The sequence below is a fragment of the Ruegeria sp. BB9 genome (genome assembly GCF_056539345.1).
Genome location: NZ_JBQFUU010000001.1, coordinates 450,708 through 471,676, shown reverse-complemented (window position 1 = coordinate 471,676; position 20,969 = coordinate 450,708). Strand labels below are relative to the sequence as shown.

General features: G+C 62.4%; 22 protein-coding genes and 1 riboswitch. Of the genes, 10 read left to right on the top strand and 12 right to left on the bottom strand.

What is annotated here, in order from left to right:
- Positions 1 to 155: 155 nt before the first annotated feature.
- Positions 156 to 1,346, bottom strand: a complete 1,191-nt coding sequence (gene metZ / locus ACR0FC_RS02370) for an O-succinylhomoserine sulfhydrylase (RefSeq protein WP_093962511.1) — start codon at positions 1,344 to 1,346, stop codon at positions 156 to 158.
- 67 nt (positions 1,347 to 1,413) lie between these two features.
- Positions 1,414 to 1,491, bottom strand: a riboswitch (SAM riboswitch).
- A 105-nt stretch (positions 1,492 to 1,596) separates the two neighbouring features.
- Here metZ and ACR0FC_RS02365 point away from each other — a divergent pair.
- Positions 1,597 to 2,295 carry a glutathione S-transferase N-terminal domain-containing protein gene (locus ACR0FC_RS02365; protein WP_170337891.1) on the top strand — a complete coding sequence of 233 codons (699 nt, stop codon included), beginning with the start codon at positions 1,597 to 1,599 and terminating at the stop codon, positions 2,293 to 2,295.
- 129 nt (positions 2,296 to 2,424) lie between these two features.
- On the top strand, positions 2,425 to 3,492 hold the full coding sequence (locus ACR0FC_RS02360; protein ID WP_254437747.1) for a Hint domain-containing protein: 1,068 nt from the start codon (positions 2,425 to 2,427) through the stop codon (positions 3,490 to 3,492).
- A gap of 49 nt (positions 3,493 to 3,541) precedes the next feature.
- Here ACR0FC_RS02360 and ACR0FC_RS02355 read toward each other — a convergent pair whose 3' ends face one another.
- The 3 genes from ACR0FC_RS02355 to ACR0FC_RS02345 form a co-directional block, all read right to left on the bottom strand.
- Positions 3,542 to 4,354, bottom strand: a complete 813-nt coding sequence (locus ACR0FC_RS02355) for a class I SAM-dependent methyltransferase (RefSeq protein ID WP_170337889.1) — start codon at positions 4,352 to 4,354, stop codon at positions 3,542 to 3,544.
- Between the two features lie 36 nt (positions 4,355 to 4,390).
- Positions 4,391 to 4,828 carry an OB-fold nucleic acid binding domain-containing protein gene (locus ACR0FC_RS02350; protein WP_093962512.1) on the bottom strand — a complete coding sequence of 146 codons (438 nt, stop codon included), beginning with the start codon at positions 4,826 to 4,828 and terminating at the stop codon, positions 4,391 to 4,393.
- Positions 4,829 to 4,930: 102 nt separating this feature from the next.
- Complete coding sequence (locus ACR0FC_RS02345; protein WP_093962513.1) at positions 4,931 to 5,245, bottom strand: hypothetical protein; 315 nt, start codon at positions 5,243 to 5,245, stop codon at positions 4,931 to 4,933.
- Positions 5,246 to 5,507: 262 nt separating this feature from the next.
- On the opposite strand from ACR0FC_RS02345, the gene ACR0FC_RS02340 reads away from it, so the two are divergent.
- A complete protein-coding gene (locus tag ACR0FC_RS02340; protein ID WP_170337888.1) occupies positions 5,508 to 5,831 on the top strand; it encodes a 2Fe-2S iron-sulfur cluster-binding protein in 324 nt (107 codons plus the stop codon).
- 32 nt (positions 5,832 to 5,863) lie between these two features.
- On the top strand, positions 5,864 to 6,610 hold the full coding sequence (locus ACR0FC_RS02335) for an FG-GAP repeat domain-containing protein (protein WP_437342515.1): 747 nt from the start codon (positions 5,864 to 5,866) through the stop codon (positions 6,608 to 6,610).
- 79 nt (positions 6,611 to 6,689) lie between these two features.
- Here ACR0FC_RS02335 and purD read toward each other — a convergent pair whose 3' ends face one another.
- Entirely contained in the window at positions 6,690 to 7,952 is a 1,263-nt protein-coding gene (gene purD, locus ACR0FC_RS02330) for a phosphoribosylamine--glycine ligase (protein ID WP_170337886.1), read from the bottom strand.
- 74 nt (positions 7,953 to 8,026) lie between these two features.
- On the opposite strand from purD, the gene xseA reads away from it, so the two are divergent.
- The gene (xseA, locus tag ACR0FC_RS02325; protein ID WP_170337884.1) at positions 8,027 to 9,520 is read left to right on the top strand and encodes an exodeoxyribonuclease VII large subunit; all 1,494 of its coding nucleotides are present in this window, start codon (positions 8,027 to 8,029) and stop codon (positions 9,518 to 9,520) included.
- A gap of 13 nt (positions 9,521 to 9,533) precedes the next feature.
- Here xseA and ACR0FC_RS02320 read toward each other — a convergent pair whose 3' ends face one another.
- Positions 9,534 to 9,926, bottom strand: coding sequence for a hypothetical protein (locus tag ACR0FC_RS02320; protein ID WP_170337882.1), 393 nt, complete (start codon positions 9,924 to 9,926; stop codon positions 9,534 to 9,536).
- 127 nt (positions 9,927 to 10,053) lie between these two features.
- Between ACR0FC_RS02320 and ACR0FC_RS02315 the strand changes: the two genes are divergently transcribed.
- The 5 genes from ACR0FC_RS02315 (at position 10,054) to ACR0FC_RS02295 (ending at position 14,303) form a co-directional block, all read left to right on the top strand.
- Complete coding sequence (locus ACR0FC_RS02315) at positions 10,054 to 10,689, top strand: lysoplasmalogenase (protein WP_170337880.1); 636 nt, start codon at positions 10,054 to 10,056, stop codon at positions 10,687 to 10,689.
- A gap of 57 nt (positions 10,690 to 10,746) precedes the next feature.
- The gene (gene ftsY / locus ACR0FC_RS02310; RefSeq protein WP_170337878.1) at positions 10,747 to 11,898 is read left to right on the top strand and encodes a signal recognition particle-docking protein FtsY; all 1,152 of its coding nucleotides are present in this window, start codon (positions 10,747 to 10,749) and stop codon (positions 11,896 to 11,898) included.
- A 79-nt stretch (positions 11,899 to 11,977) separates the two neighbouring features.
- Complete coding sequence (locus tag ACR0FC_RS02305; RefSeq protein ID WP_170337876.1) at positions 11,978 to 12,880, top strand: EamA family transporter; 903 nt, start codon at positions 11,978 to 11,980, stop codon at positions 12,878 to 12,880.
- A gap of 17 nt (positions 12,881 to 12,897) precedes the next feature.
- Entirely contained in the window at positions 12,898 to 13,503 is a 606-nt protein-coding gene (locus tag ACR0FC_RS02300; RefSeq protein WP_170337874.1) for an inner membrane-spanning protein YciB, read from the top strand.
- Between the two features lie 131 nt (positions 13,504 to 13,634).
- Positions 13,635 to 14,303 (top strand): Crp/Fnr family transcriptional regulator, encoded by a 669-nt coding sequence (locus tag ACR0FC_RS02295; protein WP_170337872.1) that lies wholly within the window; start codon positions 13,635 to 13,637, stop codon positions 14,301 to 14,303.
- Between the two features lie 241 nt (positions 14,304 to 14,544).
- Here ACR0FC_RS02295 and ACR0FC_RS02290 read toward each other — a convergent pair whose 3' ends face one another.
- From ACR0FC_RS02290 to rpiA, 6 genes are all read right to left on the bottom strand, one after another.
- Positions 14,545 to 16,038: a Do family serine endopeptidase gene (locus tag ACR0FC_RS02290; RefSeq protein WP_437342511.1), complete on the bottom strand. Its 1,494-nt coding sequence runs from the start codon at positions 16,036 to 16,038 to the stop codon at positions 14,545 to 14,547.
- 130 nt (positions 16,039 to 16,168) lie between these two features.
- Positions 16,169 to 16,363, bottom strand: a complete 195-nt coding sequence (locus tag ACR0FC_RS02285; protein WP_093962522.1) for a DUF2065 domain-containing protein — start codon at positions 16,361 to 16,363, stop codon at positions 16,169 to 16,171.
- Positions 16,363 to 17,256, bottom strand: a complete 894-nt coding sequence (gene hflC / locus ACR0FC_RS02280) for a protease modulator HflC (RefSeq protein WP_170337868.1) — start codon at positions 17,254 to 17,256, stop codon at positions 16,363 to 16,365. Before hflC ends, ACR0FC_RS02285 begins: the two co-directional genes overlap by 1 nt.
- Positions 17,257 to 17,259: 3 nt before the next feature.
- Positions 17,260 to 18,414, bottom strand: a complete 1,155-nt coding sequence (gene hflK, locus ACR0FC_RS02275) for an FtsH protease activity modulator HflK (RefSeq protein ID WP_093962524.1) — start codon at positions 18,412 to 18,414, stop codon at positions 17,260 to 17,262.
- A 72-nt stretch (positions 18,415 to 18,486) separates the two neighbouring features.
- A complete protein-coding gene (gene gor / locus ACR0FC_RS02270; protein WP_170337867.1) occupies positions 18,487 to 19,845 on the bottom strand; it encodes a glutathione-disulfide reductase in 1,359 nt (452 codons plus the stop codon).
- A gap of 119 nt (positions 19,846 to 19,964) precedes the next feature.
- Positions 19,965 to 20,750, bottom strand: coding sequence for a ribose-5-phosphate isomerase RpiA (gene rpiA / locus ACR0FC_RS02265; RefSeq protein ID WP_170337865.1), 786 nt, complete (start codon positions 20,748 to 20,750; stop codon positions 19,965 to 19,967).
- Positions 20,751 to 20,969 lie beyond the last annotated feature (219 nt).

Genomic DNA, 20,969 nt, shown 5'->3' with positions numbered 1-20,969 from the left:
GACTGCGGCGGAAACCACAGTGTAACCCAATACGGGTGAGATAGCAGCCCGGATCGAAAAAACCATCGCAAAACCGCCATTTCCGAACGGATTGCGCCCTTTTATCCGGACGACATTGCGCGGTTGCCGATGTGTTCAATGGCGCGTGTGCGCCGTCACACCGCAGCAGCCGACAATGCCTGCCGAATATCCTCCAGCAGATCGTCAGCATCTTCGAGCCCGACAGAAAAGCGGATCAAACCGGGCGTGATGCCCAATTCGTCTTTCTGCGCATCGCTCAACCGCTGGTGCGTGGTCGTTGCGGGATGGGTTGCGATGGACTTGGCATCGCCCAGATTGTTCGAGATCACCGGGATCGTCAGCGCGTTCAAGAACCGGAAGGCCGCGTCCTTGCCCCCCTTGATGGCCAGCGACAAGACCGTACCGCCCTTGCCCCCCAGCTGGCTCTGCACCAGAGCGTTCTGGGCATGAGATTTCAGGCCCGGATACATGATCCGCTCCAGCGCCGGGTGCCCCTCCAGCGCCTCGGCGAGCTTCTGCGCCGTCTCGGCCTGGGCATTGACCCGCAGCGCCAACGTTTCCAGCCCCTTGAGCATGATCCAGGCGTTGAACGGGCTGAGCGCGCCGCCGGTGTGTTTCAGGTAAGGCTCTACCGTGCCGCGGATGAATTCCTTGGTTCCAAGAATCACGCCGCCCAGCGCGCGGCCCTGCCCGTCGATATGCTTGGTGGCCGAGTAAACCACCACATCCGCGCCCTGCGCGATCGCCTGCGAGAACACCGGGGTCGAGAACACGTTGTCGACGATCACGGTGGCCCCCACCGCATGGGCCAGTTCTGCCACCGCGCGAATGTCGATGACTTCGAGCGTGGGGTTCGACATGGATTCGAAGAACACGGCCTTGGTGTCGGGCCGGATCGCGGCCTTCCATTGGTCCAGGTCGGTGCCGTCGACGAAGGTCACCTCGACACCATAGCGGGTCAGAATATTCTCCAGAATGTACAGGCAGGACCCAAACAGGGCCTTGGCTGAAACCACGTGATCGCCCGCCTTCAGCATCGAGGTCAGCGCCCCGTTCACGGCCGCCATACCGGACGCCGTCGCAAAACCATCTTCGGCCCCCTCAAGCGCAGCGATGCGCTGCTCGAACATCGCAACCGTCGGGTTGCCATAACGGGCATAGATGAACTCGTCCGGGCCAGTCTCGATGAACCGAGCTTCGGCCTGCTCGGCGGAGTCGTAGACGAACCCCTGCGTCAGGAAAATCGCTTCGCTGACTTCGTTGTACTGGCTGCGACGGATACCGCCGTGGACGGCTTGGGTGCGTTTGTTCCAGCTTTCGCTCATGTCTTTACCTTTCGGCCCCGAAACCCGAGGGCAAATCAAAAAAACCCCAGACGCGGTCAAGCGAAAGGGGTCTTTCATCCTGACCTTTTAGCGGTGTTGTTTAGCGTGGCCCGCAATCCGGTAACAAATCGCCACGTGGTTTCTGGATTGCGCATACGCCTCGGGCGCGCGGGCGTCAAGCCGCGACATCCACCGCGCACTTGCCCTTTGCGGCGAATGGCTCATGATCGTCTCGCAAAACGGAGGCCCCATGACACACCCGATCGACCTGTATTTCTGGCCCACGCCAAATGGCTGGAAAGTATCCATTGCCCTTGAGGAGATGGGGCTGCCCTACCAGACACACCTCATAAACATCGGCAAAGGTGATCAGTTCGCGCCCGAGTTTCTGGAAATTTCGCCCAACAACCGGATGCCGGCGATCGTCGACCCAGACGGCCCGGATGGCACACCGATCTCGGTTTTCGAAAGCGGCGCGATCCTGATGTATCTGGCCCGCAAGACCGGCCGGTTCTACGGATCGACCGAGCGTGACCGGATCGCGGTCGAGGAATGGCTGATGTGGCAGATGGGTGGCGTCGGACCGATGGCCGGTCAGGCACACCACTTTCTGAAATATGCCCCCCAGTTGGACCCGCCGCAGGACCTGCCCTATGCCAAGGACCGCTACCGCACCGAGGTTGCGCGCCTGTACGGCGTTCTGGACCGGCGCCTTGCCGACAACGAATATGTTGCCGGCGACTTTTTTTCGATCGCCGATATGTCGATTTGGGGCTGGGCCAGCCTGTGGGAGGGTCAGCAGCAGACGCTGGAGGACAAACCCCACTTTGCCCGGTGGCTGGAAACCGTGGGAGCCCGCCCCGGAGTTCAGGCGGGACGTGCCCTGCATGCCGAGCTGCGCGGAGATCATCGCAGCAAAGACGCGCAGAACGTTCTGTTCAAACGGTAGCGTTCACCAAATGCTGAAATCTCAGGCAACTCGGAGCGTATCGCACCTCTTTGTGCATCAAAGCCCTGACGAGAGTTGAATTGCGCGTTGGCCGTTCTGTAACTACAAGCGGTAACAAGGAGTTAAGGTTTGGCGACATTTAATTTCACGGTGCCGATCTATGGGTTCGACCAATGGAGAGGCGCATCGACGAACAACACTGTCGGCTATCCCGTCGGAACGACCTTTTCCTTGAATGCTGGTGCCGCACTGACCGTGATCAACGTCAAGGATGACGACGGCACGGCCAGCCAGCTGTTTTCGGACGGTTACATAGACACGCCCGGGGACGGCTCATCGCCCAGTACGGCCAACAACGACCAGGTTTTGAGCCAGGCGGTGACGATCAACGGAAAGACCTTTCAGCCCGGCGATCAGGTCGAGCTCGAATTCGGTTTTACGACAACCTCCGGCGACACGTTCTGGGTCATTCGCATCGACGGTGTAAATGTCGGCATCAGCGGTCCCGTCCTGCCGACTCCCGGTACGACCTATGAGGTTGCCGGCAGCAGTGATGGTCAGGCATCGCCGATTTCGAATGTCCCATGCTTTACCGCCGGCACATTGATCACCACCAAGGACGGGACAACAAGGATCGAAAACTTGTCGGTCGGAGATCTGGTTTTGACCTACGCTGGCAGCTATCAGCCGATCCGCTGGATCGGGCGCCGTGAACTGGACAGCGTCGACCTCTCCGCCAATCCGAAACTGGTTCCGATCCGGATCGCCGCCGGCGCGCTCGGCGCAGGGCTGCCAACACAGGACCTGACCGTTTCACCCCAGCACCGCATTCTGGTGCGGTCAAAGATCGCGCAACGCATGTTCAACACCAACGAGGTGCTGGTTTCGGCCAAGTCGCTGCTGCCGCTGGACGGTATTGACCGGGTCTGTGACAAGGAATCCGTTTGCTATTTCCACCTTCTTTTCGACACGCATCAGGTCGTCTTTACCAACGACACCCCAAGCGAAAGCCTGTTCGCCGGTCCCGAAGCGCTGAAATCCATCCCCGAGGCGGCTCGCGCCGAGATATTGGCCCTGTTCCCCGAGCTTGAGGACCCCGGCTTTGAACCGCGGCCAGCCGCCCTGATCCCAAAGGGTCACAAGCAGCGCGGTCTGATTTCGCGTCACCTCAAGAACGGTCAAGCGCTGCTGGCCTGATCGTCATCGGGTATTTTCTGACCCGGGTCGGAGTGTGCGCGACATAGCGTCAGGTCTTTCGGCAGACGAACGTGGTCGCTGACAGTGGCATCGTCATGCCCTGCGGAGCAAAGGCGCGCTTCAATTCAGAGAACATCCGCGCCGCCACGTCCGTGGGATCCACGCCGCCGCGCTCTCGTATTTCATCAACCAACGGGTTGCCAAAAACCAGAGCGTGGGCAAAGGCTTCCGGGTTGACGATGGTCTTCGTCAGCCGGATCGTTTCGTGTTGGATATCCGTCCAGCCTGCGGCCCTCAGATCGGCCCGGACAGCCTCGGGGTCACCATAGTGAAACGGTACCTTGTAGAATCCCGGCGGATCCTGCGGAAAGAAATATGCGCCCACATCGTGCGCGACCTGCGAGAACGGATTCTCGGACATCGAGCTCCACACGTTGAAAACATAGCGCCCACCCGGTCTGAGCACCCGCGCCGCCTCATGGAACGAAGCGGGTTTGTCGGGAAAGAACATGACCCCGAACTGGCAGGTAATCATGTCGAACGCGCCGTCTTCGAACGGCAGATCCATCGCGTTGACGACCGCGAACTCGACGCTATCCGCCGCCGTGAACTTGGCCTTTGCAACCTCCAGCATGGGCGCGTTCAGGTCCGAGATCAAAACTTGGGTCTCACTCGGCAGCACATCGCACAGCTTGCGGCTCAGGATCCCCGTGCCCGCAGCCAGTTCGATGGCCTTGGCCACCGGCTCTTCGGCGCAACGGGCGGCAAGTCTGTCCGCGTAGTCAGTGAAGATATTCGGACCCAACCCCGCGTCGTAATGACTTGGAATATTGCCTACGAAACCAGCCGAATTCGTCGACATCTGCGCTCCCCCCCGGCAACCGCATGATGCAAAAGACTAGCCGAAATTGCGCGTTTTGGCGAACTCATTGTGCTCTGCAGTCGGCTGAGGCCGACAGGCATCCGCCCCGTCACCCCGCACCAGCAGGTCCAGCATGCCCGAGATGTCCTCGATCTCTTCCGCGATCACATGGGTCACCGCATGGGCCCGCTGCATCCGCCCGGTCACCCGCAGCAACCGCCCCGAGATCACCGCCCGGCGGAACCGCTCATAGATCTTGCGCCAGACAATCACGTTCACGATGCCGGTCTCGTCTTCGAGCGTGATGAAGATCACCCCTTTGGCCGTACCAGGTCGCTGCCGCAGGATCACCAATCCCGCCACAGCAACCCGCGCACCCTCGGGCGGGTCGTCCAGTCGGTCGGCTGGAAGGCAGGCCGGTGGTCTGGGCCATGGGCGGCCCGAACTGGGCTGTGGTGTCGATGCGATACGCATGAGAACAAAAATAGAACAAATACCTTGAATGTCCAGATGCAGGGGACCGAAACCACAGCCAGAAAGGTCATGCGCTACGCGCGGCCGCAGCGCAGACCAATGTCACTTGGCGTCATGCGCGTTGAACGTGGCCAAACCTTCCCGCAGAACCGCCTTGGCCTTGGCCAGGTCATCCCCGTCCAACGCATCCAGCGCCCGCAAAACGTCACTGCGCAACCGCAGAGCCTTGGGGCCCGGTGCTCCGACCGGATGAAGCTCATCGTCATTCGCTGCTGCCAATGCACCATGGCTGATCCCGTCGATCACCTCCACGATTTTCGCCTGGCTTTCGCCAAACCACGCGGCAATGTCATGCTCGGCATCGCCCCGCTCGTTCATCCCAACCACAATCTTTGCGTCCTGAACCGTCAACGGCATCTGCTCACTCCCTTATCAAATCACGGTCACACGACCTGAACACAAATCCGTGCACGCAACAATCGAAACCGCTATCCGCGCCTCAACCTTTGATGGAACAAGCCGGCCAAACCATTGGGTTGCGGCGCGAACGCGTGGAATTTGGGCGACAATGACGGACCGTTTGCCCGATCACGCCCAGATTGGTCGCAAATGGCACTGGAAAGACCTAAATCCCTTGACTAATGAGGAACCTGAACACCGCAGAAGGAAGACGCGAGCAATGGCAAAGATCACCTATGTCGAGCATGGCGGCATCGAACACACAGTCGAGGTCGCCAACGGCCTGACCGTCATGGAAGGCGCCCGTGACAACAACATTCCCGGCATTGAGGCCGATTGCGGCGGCGCCTGCGCCTGCTCGACCTGTCACGTCTACATCCATCCCGATTGGGTCGAGAAACTGCCTGCCAAGGACGACATGGAAGAAGACATGCTGGACTTCGCCTACGAGCCCGACCCGGCCCGTTCGCGCCTGACCTGCCAGATCAAGGTGACGGACGAACTGGACGGGCTGGTCGTCCAGATGCCGGAAAAGCAGATCTGATGCGACGGCGCATGCCCCGCTCGTCCGGCGGCATGCGCTGCGGCTTCAAAGCGCCGCGTCCGGCGGTGCGCTTTTGGCCATGCCGCGTGCGCGGCGCGCTTATGGCTGCATGCCTGTGGCTGGCGGGTCCTGCCTTGGCTGCCGAAACCATAACGACCGCCCGCTACACGGATCCGACCACCCGCTATCCCCACGGCGTTCTGGGTGACCAGATCGAATGGGGTTCGATTGAACTCACGTTTTCAGATGGCAAACACCGCAGCTTTACGCTGCCCGATCATCTGGTCTTCGAAGACCTCGCGCCCCGCGTAATCGACGTCACGGGCGACGGGCTTCCAGAAGTCATCGCGGTGGAGAGTGACGCACGACAGGGCGCTCGGCTTGCCATCTACGGCCCGCAGGGCCGCATGGCGGCGACACCGCATATCGGCACCCGTTTCCGCTGGCTGGCCCCTGTCGGAGCAGCAGACCTGGATGGCGACGGAAATATCGAAATTGCCTATGTCGACCGCCCCCACCTGGCCAAGACCCTGCGCATCTGGCGCTTCTCGGACGGCCGACTGACGGAAATCGCCGCGCTCCCCGGCCTGACTAATCACCGGATCGGAGAGGATTTCATTTCAGGCGGCCTTCGTACCTGCAACGGCCAGCCTGAGTTGATCGTCGCCAGCAGCGATTGGCGCCGGATCATTGCTGTCCGCTACGATGGCGGCTGGAAAACCCAGGATATTGGCCCGTTGAAAAACCGACAAGCCCTTGTGAGCGCGCTGAACTGCTGATCCGGGGATTCATCTGGTCAAGAAATCCCGAGGTGAGGCCGTCGGCCGAGGCCCCTCTTACCTGCGGACCCTCAAACCGTCAAAGCGCCCGCCACCCGATATCGCGACGATAGAAGCCGCCCGGCCAATCGATGGCCTCGACCATCGCATAAGCGTTGTCACGCGCCTCTTGCAGTGTTGCTCCGCGCGCCGTCACGTTCAGAACCCGGCCCCCTGAGGCCATGACCTGCCCGTCCTGCGCTTTGGTGCCTGCGTGAAAAACCATATGGCTACTGTCCTCGGGCAAGTCATCCAGCCCGTTGATCACGCTGCCTTTTTCATATGCCCCAGGGTAGCCCTGCGCGGCCATCACCACGGTCAAGGCGTGATCGTCGGCCCAGTTGACCCGCACCTCGCCCAGCCGTCCCTCGGCCGCCGCGTGCATCAAGTCCAGCGCCTGCGCCCCCAGACGCATCATCAGTACCTGGCATTCCGGGTCGCCAAAGCGCACGTTGTATTCCACCAGCCTCGGCTGCCCGTCCTTGATCATCAGCCCGGCATACAGCACCCCCTGAAACGGCGTGCCGCGCCGGGCCATCTCGGCCATCGTCGGGCGCACGATCTGTTCCATCGCACGTTCTTCGACCTCGGGGCTCAGAACCGGTGCCGGAGAATAGGCCCCCATGCCGCCGGTGTTCAGGCCGGTATCGCCCTCGCCCACACGCTTGTGGTCCTGCGCGGTGCCGACCGACAGGATGTTCTCGCCGTCACACAGCACGAATAGCGAGGCTTCTTCGCCGTCCATGAACTCCTCGATCACCACCTCGGCCCCGGCCCCGCCGAAGGCGCCGCCGAACATGTCGTCCACGGCCTCCAGCGCGGTCGCCTCGTCCATCGCCACGATCACGCCCTTGCCCGCGGCCAGACCGTCGGCCTTGACCACGATCGGCGCACCCTGCTGGCGGATATAGGCCTTGGCCGGCTCGGCCTCGGTGAACCGGGCGTAGGCAGCGGTGGGCGCACCGGCCGCATCGCAGATTTCCTTGGTGAAACTTTTTGAGGCCTCCAGCCGCGCCGCCTCGGCCGAAGGGCCAAACACCAGGATGCCCGCCTCGCGCAGCCGGTCGGCCACCCCAGCGGCCAAGGGCGCCTCGGGGCCGACGATCACGAAATCAATCGCGTTTTCCTCGGCGAAACTGACCACCGCGCCGCCATTCTCTATATCCAGCGCCGCGCAATCGGCGATCTGCGCGATCCCGGCATTGCCCGGCGCCACGATCAGGCGGTCGCATTTGGGGTTCTGCATCACCGCCCAGGCCAGGCTATGTTCGCGCCCGCCGCTGCCGAGAATGAGGATGTTCATGAAAGTCTCCGATCTGCTTGGCCTTGCCTGCGCGGCGTTCTAAGCTGCGCGGGCAATCGAAACAAGGCGCTGAAATGTCCGACCTGCTTGACGATCCGATTCCCGGCCAGAATACCCCCGAATACACCGTGTCCGAGATCTCGGGCGAGGTGAAACGCACGCTGGAAGGCACATTTGGCCGAATCCGCGTACGGGGCGAGGTCGGGCGTGTGTTCAAGGCGCGCTCGGGGCATTTGTACTATGACATCAAGGACGACCGGAACGTACTGGCCTGCACCACCTGGAAGGGCCAGATCGCGGGCCTGTCGGTGGTGCCGGAAGAGGGGCTCGAAGTCGTCGTCACGGGCCGCCTCACAGCTTTTGGCGCGCAGTCGAAATACAACCTGAACGTCGACGAGGTGGCCGTAGCCGGGCAAGGCGCGCTGATGGCGCTGCTGGAAAAACGCAAGAAACAGCTCGAATCCGAAGGGCTCTTCGCGCCCGAGCGCAAGAAGCCCCTGCCCTTCCTGCCGCAGATCATCGGCGTCGTCACCTCGCCTTCGGGCGCGGTGATCCGCGACATCCTGCACCGCCTGCGCGACCGTTTCCCGCGCAAGGTGCTGATCTGGCCCGTGGCCGTGCAGGGCGCCAATTGCGCGTCCGAGGTCGCCAACGCCATTCAGGGCTTCAACCGCCTGACACCCGGCGGCGCGCTGCCCCGCCCCGATCTGATCATCGTCGCCCGCGGTGGCGGCTCGATCGAGGATCTGTGGGGTTTCAACGAGGAAATCGTCGCCCGCGCCACCGCCGAGTCCGAGATTCCGTTGATCTCGGCCGTGGGGCACGAAACCGACACCACATTGATCGACTATGTCTCGGACCGCCGTGCGCCCACCCCCACCGCCGCCGCCGAACTGGCGGTTCCCGTGCGGATGGAACTGCTGGCCTGGACCGGCGAACAGGGCGCGCGTCTGTCCCGCGCAGCCACCGACGCCGTACAGCGCCGCGCCCAACGCCTGCGCGATCTGTCGCGCGCCCTGCCGCGCCCCGAGACCCTACTGGATGGTCCGCGCCAGCGACTGGACCTGATTGCCGATCGTCTAGCCCCAGCGTTGCAACGCGGTGTGCAGAACCGCCGCCTGCAGGTGGTGGAACTGTCCGGGCACCTGCGCCCGTCAACGTTGCGCAACCTCGTGGCCGCGCGGCGCGACACGCTGCGCAACCTGTCCTCGCGCCTGTCGATCCGCCCGATCCAACGCGACATCCAGCAGCAGCGCGACCGAGTCAACCAACTGGCCCAGCGCATGACGGCCGCGCAGACTCTGCGGGTGGACCGGCTCCGCCAGCAACTAGATGCGACTGACCGGTTGCGCGAGACGCTCAGCTACAAAGCCACGCTTCAACGCGGCTACGCCGTGGTGCATTCCGAAAGCGGCGTGGTCACCACAAAGGCGCAAGCCAGCAAGCACGCTGCACTGACCATCGAGTTTGCCGATGGAGAATTGAAGACCGAACCGCTGTCCGGGACAACCCCGACCGCCAACAAACCGTCCAAGCCACCGGCCCCGGATCAAGGATCGTTGTTCTGACGAAGACCCACGTTCAGACGCCGACCTCGGGTCCGTAACAGATCATATCTTCGTCGACGTCGGTTGCTTCGTACAGTTCGGTGGCTTCGGGGTTGCCCTCGAACTGCGCGATTAACCCCTGGGACGAGCGGGTAAAGACCCAGCATTGCGGGTCGGTGCGGTCTTCGTAAACAAAGCAAATCTGGCCGTTCTGTTCGTACCAGATGCCCTCCTTGCAGTCGCCATCCAGAAACGACCAGACCACGCGCCGGTTGGGCAAATACCGTTCGACGCCATAAGTCGTTCCACCAAAGTCGTAGAACAGGGTTTTACCGCGCGTGTAGGCATCGAATTCCGCCCCTGACAGAGACTGCGCGACGACCGGCTGGGCCAGCAAAGATCCGAGAATTAACGAACGTATCCACATCGTTTCATTCTGGCAGATGCCACGGCCGCGCGCCAATCTTGGAACGCCCTGCCCCAACGTTATGGGTTGAGCGTAAACTCAGTTCGCGGCGACACTGCATTGCATCGGTGCCATCGGAAGGCAGGACATGACGATACTCGTACTCGCAGCGCTGGCCGGTGCCCTGGCCTACCTGGCCCTGACGGCCCGTCCGGCCAGCCTGCTACGCACGGCGCTGAAAACCGCAAGCGTCGCCCTGTTGGCGGTCGAGGCCGCGGTGCAGTCCGGCCCTCTGCTTCTGATCCTGGCGCTGTCTCTCTGCGCCTTGGGCGACGCCCTTCTGTCGCGTGAGACCGACGGCACCTTCATGGCCGGCATCGGGGCATTCGCCGCCGGGCATCTGGTATACATCGCCCTGTTCCTGACCCATCCGTCAAGCGACACCGACCTGATCCTGGACAAGCCCGGATACGCCTGGACGCTGGTCATTCTGGGCATCGTGATGGCCACGCTGCTGGCCCAGCGGGCCGGTGATCTGCGCGGACCGGTCCTGGCCTATATCCCGATCATTCTGGGCATGGGCATCACCGTTCTGGCCCTGCCCGAGGCCGGAGCGCTGCGATGGGCGCTGCCGGCCGCGATGGCCTTCATCGCCTCGGACCTGATCCTGGCAACCGAAAGGTTCCTGCTGCCGTCCGGCCACCCGGCCCTGCGGCTGACCCCCTATCTGGTCTGGCCGCTCTACTGGGGCGCCCAGTTCGGCTTTTTCCTGGCCTTCACCTGACCCTTTGCAACTGCCGCCATTCCGCATTAGGTGAAGGGAACACCTGCGGAGACCAAGATGGCGTTTTTTACCAAGCTCAAGGACCGGCTGTTCAAATCCTCGTCCCGCCTCGAACAGGGGCTTGAGGCAATCGTCGAGGACGGCGGCGAAGAAACCGCCGCCCCCGACCCGGTGATCCCCCAGCCCGAGCCCGAGCCGCAACCCGTCCCGGAAATCCCCGAACCCGCACCCACACCGCAACCGGTCGAGACACCGTCGCCCGAGCCGGTGGACCCACCCCCCGCACCGCCTCCGCCGGAACTGCCGGAACAGGCGCAGTCCAAGGGCCTGATCGGGCGTCTCTTCGGTCGCGGCGATGCCGGGCCGGTGGTGCGCCGCACGCTCGACGACGACATGCTCGAACAGCTCGAGGAACTGCTGATCGCCTCTGACATGGGTGTCGACACCGCCCTGCGCGTCACCGCCAACATGGCCGAGGGGCGCTATGGCCGCAAACTCTCGACCCAGGAAATCAAGCAACTGCTGGCGCAGGAAATCGCCCGCGTAATGGAGCCGGTCGCCAAACCGATGCCCCTCTACCCCAAGCGCCCGCAAGTGGTGCTGGTGGTGGGCGTCAACGGCTCTGGCAAGACGACGACCATCGGCAAGCTTGCCAGCCAGTTCAAGGCAGCAGGCAAAAAGGTGGTCATCGCAGCGGGCGACACCTTCCGCGCAGCCGCCGTGGAACAGCTGCAGGTCTGGGGCGACCGCGCCGGAGTTCCAGTCCTGACCGCGCCCGAAGGCTCCGACCCCGCCTCGCTGGCTTTCGACGCCCTGACCAAGGCGCAAGCTGAAGGCGCCGACCTGCTGATGATGGACACCGCCGGCCGCCTGCAGAACCGCGCCGATCTGATGGAGGAACTGGCCAAGATCGTCCGCGTCATCCGCAAGATCGACGAAACCGCCCCGCACAACACCCTGCTGGTGCTCGACGCCACCACCGGCCAGAACGCGCTCAGCCAGGTGGAAACCTTCCGCAAGCTGGCCGATGTCTCGGGCCTGGTGATGACCAAGCTCGACGGCACGGCCAAGGGCGGCGTGCTTGTGGCGCTGGCCGACAAGTTCGGCCTGCCGATCCACGCCATCGGCGTCGGCGAACAGATCGACGATCTGGCCCCCTTCGACCCCGAGGAATTCGCCGCCGCCCTGACCGGCCTCGACAGCAACTGACCTTCATCTGGCCCCAAATATCCTCGGGGGTCTGGGGGTGGAAAACCCCCAGCCTCTCCACCAGCGAAAGACCCGCAGCGTGAGCGACTGGCTGATCTCCCTCGAAGGCACCGAGGCCGGACACAGGCTGGCCCTTGGCCTCGCCCTGATGGCGGCCTTCTTGCACGCGGTGTTCGGTGCGCTGCAGAAGGGGCGGCACGACCCGTGGCTGTCGCGCGGGGCGATCGACGCCTGCTACTGCCTGATGGCCGCGCCCTTTGCGTTCTTCGTCGTGCCCTGGCCCGAACCCTTCATGTGGCCGATATTCGCCGTGGTCTGGCTGATCCATGTCGCCTACAAAACGCTGCAGGCGATGGCCTATACCAAAGGGTCTTACACCGTGGTCTACCCGGTGGTGCGTGGCACCGGCCCGTTGTTCACCGTCATCGGCGCCTATCTTCTGTTCAATGAAACCTTCTCACCGACCCAATGGCTGGGCGTCGCCGTGCTGCTGACGGGCATCTTCGGGTTGGCCGCCTACAATTTCCGCTTCCTGGAAACCAACCGCGAAACTCTGGGCATCGCATTGGCCCTTGCGGTTGCAACCGGCCTCTTCGTGGCGCTCTACACCACATATGACGCCTACGGCATCCGCGCTACGGCCGATCCGTTCACCTTTCTGGCCTGGTTCTTCATGATCGACGGGGCGACCATGCCGATCTACGCCTTCCTGCGTTGGCGGGCGATGGTTCACCGCCCGGCAATCGGGCCGTTGATGCTGCGGGGGCTTGCAGGCGGGCTGATCGCCCCCATGTCTTTCGGAGCGATCATGCTGGCCACCCGGTTGGACAAGGTCGGCGAAGCCGCGGTGCTGCGCGAAACCTCTACCGTCTTTGCCGCGCTGATCGGCTGGCTGGCCCTGGAAGAGACCGTGGGGCCTCGGCGCATAATCCTGATGGCATTGATTGCATTGGGCGCGGTAATAGTTGAAATGGGCGGGTGAACAGCAGGACGACAGGCATGGCAGACAAGAAAGAGATCAATCCGTTTCTGAAACAGGTGCTGGAACTGGGACCACCGCTGGCCTTCTTCTTCATCTACCTGCGCCTGCGCGACGACAGCTTTCTGATCGGCGGCACCGAATATTCCGGCTTCATCGTGGCCACCATCATCTTCGTTCCGCTGATGCTGGGGGCGATGGGCATCCTGTGGTATCTGACCGGCAAGCTCAGCCGGATGCAGATCTTCACCGCCATCATGGTCATCTTCTTCGGTGGCCTGACCGCCTGGTTCAACGACGAGCGGTTCTTCAAGATGAAAACCACGCTGGTCTACGGGTTCTTCTCGATGATGCTGGGCATCGGTCTGCTCCAGGGCAAGTCATACCTCGCCTATGTGCTGGACGAGATGCTGCCCATGCGCCACGAGGGCTGGATGATCCTGACCCGCCGCCTGTGCGCCTGTTTCGCCGTGCTGGCGGTGGCCAACGAACTGGTCTGGCGGACTCTGTCCACCGATCTTTGGGTCAAGATCGAAACCTTTGGCTTTCCGATCGCTTTGATGGGGTTCCTGATGCTGCAATTCAGCATCCTGCAAAGCTATATGGACGATCCGGACAAGCAGTAACGCGTCCCTGACACGGGCCGGCGAACCTGGGGGAAACCTTCGGAAAACCGGATAAAATCCTTGGCTTAGCTCCAAAGCTGTGGAAAGCTGGGAAACCACCCACACCACTCATCCGGAGAACCGTGTCTTCCATGACCGCCTTTCCGAACAGCGGGTTCCTGTCCGAAGCTTCAGACCGGCTTCGTGATATGCTCTCTGCGCTAGCCACTTCTGTCTCGCTGGACCGCGGCGAGGTCTTGTTCGAACAAGGCGACGAGGGGGACGCCCTCTACGCTTTGCTGGAAGGCGCTTTGGAGGTGTCCTTCCTGGCCATGAGCGGGCGCAAGTTGGCGCTCAGCCTGATGCGCCCGGGCGAAGTGTTCGGCGAAATCGCCCTCTTCGACAGCGGCCCGCGCACCGCCACCATCACCGCAGCCGAGCCGTCGCGTGTACTGCGCGTGCGCCGCAAGGATCTGATGGAACAAATCCGCAAGCACCCCGAACTGGCCGAGGACATGATCCGGCTGGCCGGACTGCGCATGCGCTGGATGGGGGCGCAGTTGAACGAGCAGGTATTCCTGCCGATGCCTGTGCGACTTGCGCGAAAGCTTCTGCTTCTGGCCAACCAGCAGGACGCGCCGTCCGAACGCATCGCCCTGTCGCAGAGTGAACTTGCGGAATTCGTCGGCGCGACGCGCGAGGCGGTATCCAAGACGATCTCGACGTGGAAACGCTCGAACGTGGTCGAGGCTTCGCGCGGTGGGCTGCAGATCCACGACTTTGACGCCCTGCGCCAACTCGCCGAATCCGATCTGATCTGACCTGCTGCCCGGAAAATGGCCCGGATGTGATCCGCTTCACATACAACGGGATTCGCTTCCATTAGGTAATGAATTGTTACCGTAGGGTGCCAGAGTATCATCCCCGATATCTGTCCACTGGCATCTCCCTGCACCAGAGCCACGCGCCTCCCCGGCGTGTGGCTCTTTTGATTTCTGCAGCCAGAACGAAAACCGGCCGGAGCATCTGCCCCGGCCGATCATGTTGACCAAACTGGCTGTCCTACTCTTCGAGGCTCAGCGCGACGAAGCGCGGATCGCCACCACGACGCACCAGCAGCAGCAGCGACTTGCGCCCCGCCTCCCGCGCCTCGTCCATACGATCCTCGAGATCGGAGATCGACGACACTTTCTGCTGACCAGCCTCGGTGATCAGGTCGCCTGCCCGCAGGCCCTTGGCGTAGGCTTCGGAGGCCTCATCCACATCCGTCACAACCAGACCATCCGCGTCCGCGTCCAGACCCAGATCCTCGCGCAATGTGTCGGTCAGCGGCGAAATCGTCAGGCCAAGGATGTCTGCATTCTCGTCCAGCGGCGCCTCTTCCGCACCATCATCATCGCCGGTTTCCGCACGCTCGGCATCCTCGCGACGCCCCAGAGTGACAAGCACGGTCTGAGTGCTGCCGTCCCGCTGAACGACCACGCGCACGGACTTGCCGACCGGCGTCTCACCGACCTGTCGCACCAATCCGCGCGTGTCCTTCACCTCAACACCATCAAAGCTGAGAATCACATCCCCTGCGAGCAGACCCGCCTCTTTGGCAGGGCCGTCCGGCACATCGCTGATCAGAGCACCGCCCGGCTTGTCGAGGCCCATCGCCTCGGCCATATCCTCGGTCACGTCCTGAATGCGGACACCCAGCCAGCCGCGACGGGTTTCGCCGAATTCCCGCAACTGATCGACAACCTTGGACACCACGTTCGACGCCATCGAGAACCCGATACCGATCGACCCGCCATTCGGCGACAAGATCGCGGTGTTCACACCGATGACCTGACCGTCCATGTTGAACAGAGGACCGCCCGAGTTGCCCCGGTTGATGGCCGCGTCCGTCTGGATATAGTCGTCATAGGAACCGCTGAGCTCGCGATTGCGCGCCGACACGATCCCGGCAGATACCGAGAACCCTTGGCCCAGCGGGTTGCCCATGGCAACCACCCAGTCCCCTACAAGCGCTGTGTCGCTGTCGCCGAAAGTCACGTATTTCAGTGGACCCGACACCTCGACCTTGAGCAACGCGATGTCCGTTTTCTCATCCGTTCCAATGACCTTGGCCGGCAGCTCTTTCACAGGCTGACCATCGCCGGGAAAGAACTCGATCAGAATTTCATCCGCCTCTGCGATGACGTGATTGTTCGTGACGATGTAGCCATCCTCGGAAATCACGAAGCCCGATCCCAACGCATTGCTGCGGCGCGGGCGATTGTCCTGGTCGCCATTGCGGTCCTGGAACTCGCGGAAAAAGTCCTCGAAGGGGGACCCTTCGGGAACGATCCCCTGCGCGCCCGACTGCCCCTCGATCAGGGTCGTCGTGGTGATGTTGACCACGGCCGGGCTGATCCGGTTGACCAGCGGCGCCAGGCTTTCCTGACGGGCCTGTGCAGCCATCGTCTGGAACAACAAAAGGGAAACCGCGGCAAAGGCCAGCCATAAAAGCCGCGCCATCGTCACCACATCGTCCCGGCGGACGGATACACTGCGTGCTACTGCCTGCACTTGGTCTCTCCTTGTCGACATTGTTCTGTTGGTGGCTGCCTGAGCAGCTTGCTGGGAAACAATGTAGTCAGTTTGTGACCGCCCGCAACTCGGGAAGTTGAGGAATTCACTGCCAGTTTACTTCGACCGATCAAAACCCCAGCCGATTGGCCGTCCACAACAGGACGAAGCCACTGACCACACACAGAAGTCCGACCAGTCTGCGGGCCGGCTCGGGGATGCTGCGCAACGCCTCAAGCATCCGCTCGACAAGCGAAGGGGCCAGCGCATAAGCCAGCCCCTCGACAATCAACACCAGCCCGAAGGCCAGCAGGATCATGCCCATTACTCGGCCACCGGCGCGGCACCCAACCGCCCTTCGGACGACCGGAGATAGTGGAAGAACTCGGAATCTGGCCGCAGCACCAACGAGCTGTTGTTGCCCTGCAGGGCATTCTCGTAGGCGGTCAAGGACCGGTAGAATTCAAAGAAATCCGGGTCCTTGCCGTAGGCTTCGGCAAAAATCGCATTGCGCTGCGCGTCGGCTTCACCGCGGACGATCTCGGCTTCGCGACGGGCTTCCGACACCAGCTCGACCACGGTGCGGTCGGCTTGGGCGCGGATACGCTGCGCGGCTTCCTCACCACGCGCGACCTCGTCGGCGGCCTCGCGTTCGCGCTCGGCGCGCATCCGGGCAAAGGTCGCTTCGAGGTTGGCCTGCGGCAGGTCAGTGCGCTTCAGGCGAACGTCGATCACCTCAAGGCCTAGATCCCGCGCCTCGGTAATGGCGCCGTTTCGGATGCGAAGCATCAGCGCCGCCCGGTCCGAGCTGAGGATGTCATTCGAGCTGACCGAACCCAGCACTTCGCGGGTCTTGGCGCGCAGGATCGAATCCAGGCGAGCCTCGGCGGTCTGAATACCGCCTGCGCCCACGGCCTCGCGGAATTGGCGCACGTCGGTGATGCGATAGCGGGCAAAGGCATCGACCACCAAACGACGGTCATCCAGTGGCGTTACTTCCAGCGGCCCGACCTCGCGGCTGAGGATACGGTCGTCATATCGCACCACTTCCTGGATGATCGGAATCTTGAAAGCCAGGCCCGGCTCCTCCTTGACGTCGATCACGCGGCCGAATTGCAGAACCAGCGCCTTTTCACGCTCGTCCACAATAAAGACCGCCGACAGGGCAATCACGATCGCCACGAAAACGGCTGGCAGGATAAATGTTGTCTTGCGCATAGATCAGTTCTCCCCTGCCGAATTGCGGCGCAGTTCGTTCAGCGGCAGATAGGGCACAACGCCCTGCCCGTCACCCGATCCGCCGGTGCCTTCGTCCAGAATGATCTTATCCACGTCGCGCAAAATCTGCTCCATCCGTTCAAGGTACAGGCGCTTGCGGGTCACGTCAGGCGCCTTGGAATACTCTTCCAGAACCGCGCTGAAGCGGCTGGCCTCGCCCTCGGCTTCGTTCACGACCTGTGCCCGATAGCCTTCGGCCTCTTCCAGCACCTGCGCGGCTTCACCACGCGCTCCGGCCAAAACCCGGTTCGCATAGGCATCGGCCTGCTTCTCCAGCCGGTCGCGTTCCTGTCCAGCCGACTGAACCTCGCGGAAGGCATCTTTGACCGGTTCCGGTGGGTCGGCGCCGTCAAAGTTCACACGGACGATGTTGATACCCGAGTTGTAGCTGTCCAGAGTCGACTGGATCAGTTCCTCAAGCCGTTCGGCGATGATAGCACGGTCGCGGTTCAGGATCGGCGCGAGGTCCGACTGCGCGATGATCTCGCGCATGGCCGACTCAGACACGGCCTGGATAGTTTGTTTCGGGTCGCGCAGGTTGAACAGGTAGTCCGCAGGATTCGAGATATTCCAGACCACCTGGAAATCGATATCGACGATATTTTCGTCGCCCGTCAGCATCAGCCCGGCGTCCGAACCGCGACCGCCCGATCCGATGGTTTCGGTCTGTTCGACCTTCACCGGGATGACTTCGGCCGTGACAACAGGCCACGGGGCAAAGTTCAGACCTTCGGTGCCGATTCCGGTAAAGCGACCGAAAAGCAGTTCAACCGACTGCTCTTCGGGTTTGACCGTATAGGCGCTGGCAAAGCCCCACAGAACCAGAGCGGCAACCCCGCCCAGCAGGATGGTGCCCTTGGTAATTGCCGGGCCGCCACCGCCGCCCTGGCCGGATCCGTTGCCGCCTCGGCCCCCGCCGCCGCGCCCGCCCATCAGCACGCGCAGCTGCTCCTGGCCTTTTTTCATCAACTCGTCGATCTCGGGGATCTGCGGCCCGTCGCCTTCGGGCGGGCGTCGCCCGTCCCCATTGTTTCCCCGGTTTCCTCCGCCACCGGATGAGCCTCCGCCCCCCCAGGGGCCTCCGCTGTTGCCCGCCATGTGTTTCATTTCCCTTGTTTTGGCCCGTGTGCTTACGGGATCCCTTGTAACCTGTGTGCGCGCGCTTGCAAATCAAGCGGTACGCACGGGTTGCCGCATGGTTACCAGTTCTTCGGCCATCACCGGATGAACTGCAACCGTACGATCGAAATCTTCTTTGGTGGCGCCCATTTTCACGGCGATGCCCGCCAACTGGATCATCTCGCCCGCGCCGGGGGCGACAATGTGACAACCCAGCACCTTGCGGGTGGCCTGGCTGACGATCAGTTTCATCAAAACCCGCTGGGTGCCCCCTGCAAATGCCTTCTGCATCGGCTTGAACGAAGTCGCGTAGACCTCGATCGGCTCCTGCTCGGCAGCGGCCTCCTCGCTCAGGCCCACGGTGCCCATCTCGGGCTGGGTGAAGATCGCGGTCGGGATCAGTTCATGATCCACCGGGGTGGGGTTGCCCTTGAACACGGTCTCGACAAAGGCCATCCCCTCGCGGATGGCGACCGGCGTCAGGTTCACCCGGTCGGTCACGTCCCCGATGGCATAGATCGAGGGCACAGCCGTCTGGCTGTATTCGTCCACGACAATCTGCCCCTTGCGGCCACGTTCGACGCCCAGCGCCTCAAGGCCCAGATCATCGGCGTTTGGCGCCCGGCCCGTGGCATACATCACCACGTCGAACAACTGTTCAGACCCGTTGGTCGCCTTGACCCAGATCTTGTCGCCCTGCTTTTTCATCTCGAGCACATTGGTGCCCAGATGCACGTCGACCCCGTTTTGGCACATCTCTTCACAGATCAGCCCGCGCGCCTCGTCGTCGAAACCCCGCAGGATTTGCGCGCCGCGATAAAACTGCGTGGTCTTGACGCCCATGCCGTTCATGATTCCGGCGAATTCGCAGGCGATATAGCCGCCGCCGACGATCAGCATGGTCTCGGGCAGCTTCTCAAGGTGGAAAACCTCATTCGAGGTGATCGCCAGATCTGAACCGGGGAATTCCGGCACCACAGGGCGCCCGCCGGTGGCGATCAGGATGTGCTTGGCCGTCTTGCGGGTGCCGTCGGCCAGTTCAACCGTATGCGGGTCGACCAGTTTCGCGCGCTGGTCAAAGGTTTCGACGCCGTTGTTCTTGAGGATGTTGCGATAGATCCCTTCCAGCCGGTCCAGCTCGGCATGCAGTTTGCCGCGGAACTGCGGCCAGTCGAAAGCGCCCGGCTGAATGTCCCAACCATAGGCAAGAGCGTCCTCGACCATTCCCGCGTATTCGCTGGCAAACACCATCAGCTTTTTGGGAACGCAGCCACGGATCACGCAGGTTCCGCCATAGCGGTCCTCTTCGGCCAGCGCGACCTTGGCCCCGGTTTCGCCCGCCGCCACGCGCGCCGCGCGGACACCGCCTGAACCGCCTCCAATGACGAAAAGATCATAGTCAAAGCTCATGCCGCGTTCCTTTTGTCAGCCTGCCTGAAATTGCCCTGAGTATTTGGGGGCGTGAATGATCGTGCCAACCCCTTGGCCCGGAAATCGCACACCGCTGTGAAGCAGGGTGCGCGGTCGGCTCAGTCGGCCAGGTCCGAAAAGAGGTTATCGTGCTCGTCGCCCAACCGATCCAGCTCGATCGTACCGCTGTTGAAATCGCGCAGCTCGACCCGGCCGTCGCCGTGGCCGATCACGACCTTGTCGCAGATGTCGATGAACAGCCCATTTTCGACCACACCCGGTATCTGGTTCAGCACCAGAGCCAGTTGCCTCGGGTTGCCGATGCGTTGCAGGTGCAGGTCGAGTATGTGATTGCCCTCATCCGTCACGGTCGGCGCCTCGTTGTTCATCCTCAAGGTCGCCGAAGTGCCCAGCACGTCCATCGTGTCCAGCAACTCCTCGATCAGCGTGCGCGTGGTCTGCCAGCCAAAGGGAATGACCTCTACCGGCAGCGGGAACGCGCCCAGCGCCTCGACCTCTTTGCCCGCATCGGCGATCACGATCATCTGGTCGCTGGCCGTGGCCACGATCTTTTCCTGCAGCAACGCCGCGCCGCCGCCCTTGATCAGGTTCAATTCACCGTCGAACTCGTCGGCGCCATCGATCGTCACGTCCAGCCAACCCGCCTGATCCAGCGAAACAACCTCGATCCCGACCTCGCGCGCCAACTGTGCCGTAGCCGTCGACGTCGGGACGCCTTTGATCCGCAGACCTTCGTCCCGCACCCGCTCTCCCAGACGACGCACCAACCATGCCGCGGTCGATCCGGTACCCAGACCCACGCGCATCCCGTCTTCGACCATCTCGGCCGCGCGATAGGCGGCGACACTCTTGGCCCGGTCGATGGGTGACAACTCTGCTGTCATTGCGGCTTCCCCTCAGTTCTTTGGGGAACTTATACGGAAAGCCCTGCCCGACTGCGAGGCCCAAAATCCGCGGGACAGGCGCAATAATCGATACATGAATACGCGTTTCCCATCGGAAACGTCGCAATCAAATCTTCAGTGCTCGGCTCGGTTGTGTAAATAAAGCGCATACAGATTCCCAGCGGTTCGGGCGGTTCAAATCGGCCCGGCCGCCAACTC

What these genes read in the sequence shown, in the direction of transcription:
- metZ (WP_093962511.1), bottom strand. Translation starts at nt 1,346, where the DNA reads ATGAGCGAAAGCTGGAACAAACGCACCCAAGCCGTCCACGGCGGTATC.
- ACR0FC_RS02365 (WP_170337891.1), top strand. Translation starts at nt 1,597, where the DNA reads ATGACACACCCGATCGACCTGTATTTCTGGCCCACGCCAAATGGCTGG.
- ACR0FC_RS02355 (WP_170337889.1), bottom strand. Translation starts at nt 4,354, where the DNA reads ATGTCGACGAATTCGGCTGGTTTCGTAGGCAATATTCCAAGTCATTAC.
- ACR0FC_RS02350 (WP_093962512.1), bottom strand. Translation starts at nt 4,828, where the DNA reads ATGCGTATCGCATCGACACCACAGCCCAGTTCGGGCCGCCCATGGCCC.
- ACR0FC_RS02345 (WP_093962513.1), bottom strand. Translation starts at nt 5,245, where the DNA reads ATGCCGTTGACGGTTCAGGACGCAAAGATTGTGGTTGGGATGAACGAG.
- ACR0FC_RS02340 (WP_170337888.1), top strand. Translation starts at nt 5,508, where the DNA reads ATGGCAAAGATCACCTATGTCGAGCATGGCGGCATCGAACACACAGTC.
- ACR0FC_RS02335 (WP_437342515.1), top strand. Translation starts at nt 5,864, where the DNA reads ATGCGCTGCGGCTTCAAAGCGCCGCGTCCGGCGGTGCGCTTTTGGCCA.
- purD (WP_170337886.1), bottom strand. Translation starts at nt 7,952, where the DNA reads ATGAACATCCTCATTCTCGGCAGCGGCGGGCGCGAACATAGCCTGGCC.
- xseA (WP_170337884.1), top strand. Translation starts at nt 8,027, where the DNA reads ATGTCCGACCTGCTTGACGATCCGATTCCCGGCCAGAATACCCCCGAA.
- ACR0FC_RS02320 (WP_170337882.1), bottom strand. Translation starts at nt 9,926, where the DNA reads ATGTGGATACGTTCGTTAATTCTCGGATCTTTGCTGGCCCAGCCGGTC.
- ACR0FC_RS02315 (WP_170337880.1), top strand. Translation starts at nt 10,054, where the DNA reads ATGACGATACTCGTACTCGCAGCGCTGGCCGGTGCCCTGGCCTACCTG.
- ftsY (WP_170337878.1), top strand. Translation starts at nt 10,747, where the DNA reads ATGGCGTTTTTTACCAAGCTCAAGGACCGGCTGTTCAAATCCTCGTCC.
- ACR0FC_RS02300 (WP_170337874.1), top strand. Translation starts at nt 12,898, where the DNA reads ATGGCAGACAAGAAAGAGATCAATCCGTTTCTGAAACAGGTGCTGGAA.
- ACR0FC_RS02295 (WP_170337872.1), top strand. Translation starts at nt 13,635, where the DNA reads ATGACCGCCTTTCCGAACAGCGGGTTCCTGTCCGAAGCTTCAGACCGG.
- ACR0FC_RS02285 (WP_093962522.1), bottom strand. Translation starts at nt 16,363, where the DNA reads ATGGGCATGATCCTGCTGGCCTTCGGGCTGGTGTTGATTGTCGAGGGG.
- hflC (WP_170337868.1), bottom strand. Translation starts at nt 17,256, where the DNA reads ATGCGCAAGACAACATTTATCCTGCCAGCCGTTTTCGTGGCGATCGTG.
- hflK (WP_093962524.1), bottom strand. Translation starts at nt 18,414, where the DNA reads ATGGCGGGCAACAGCGGAGGCCCCTGGGGGGGCGGAGGCTCATCCGGT.
- gor (WP_170337867.1), bottom strand. Translation starts at nt 19,845, where the DNA reads ATGAGCTTTGACTATGATCTTTTCGTCATTGGAGGCGGTTCAGGCGGT.
- rpiA (WP_170337865.1), bottom strand. Translation starts at nt 20,750, where the DNA reads ATGACAGCAGAGTTGTCACCCATCGACCGGGCCAAGAGTGTCGCCGCC.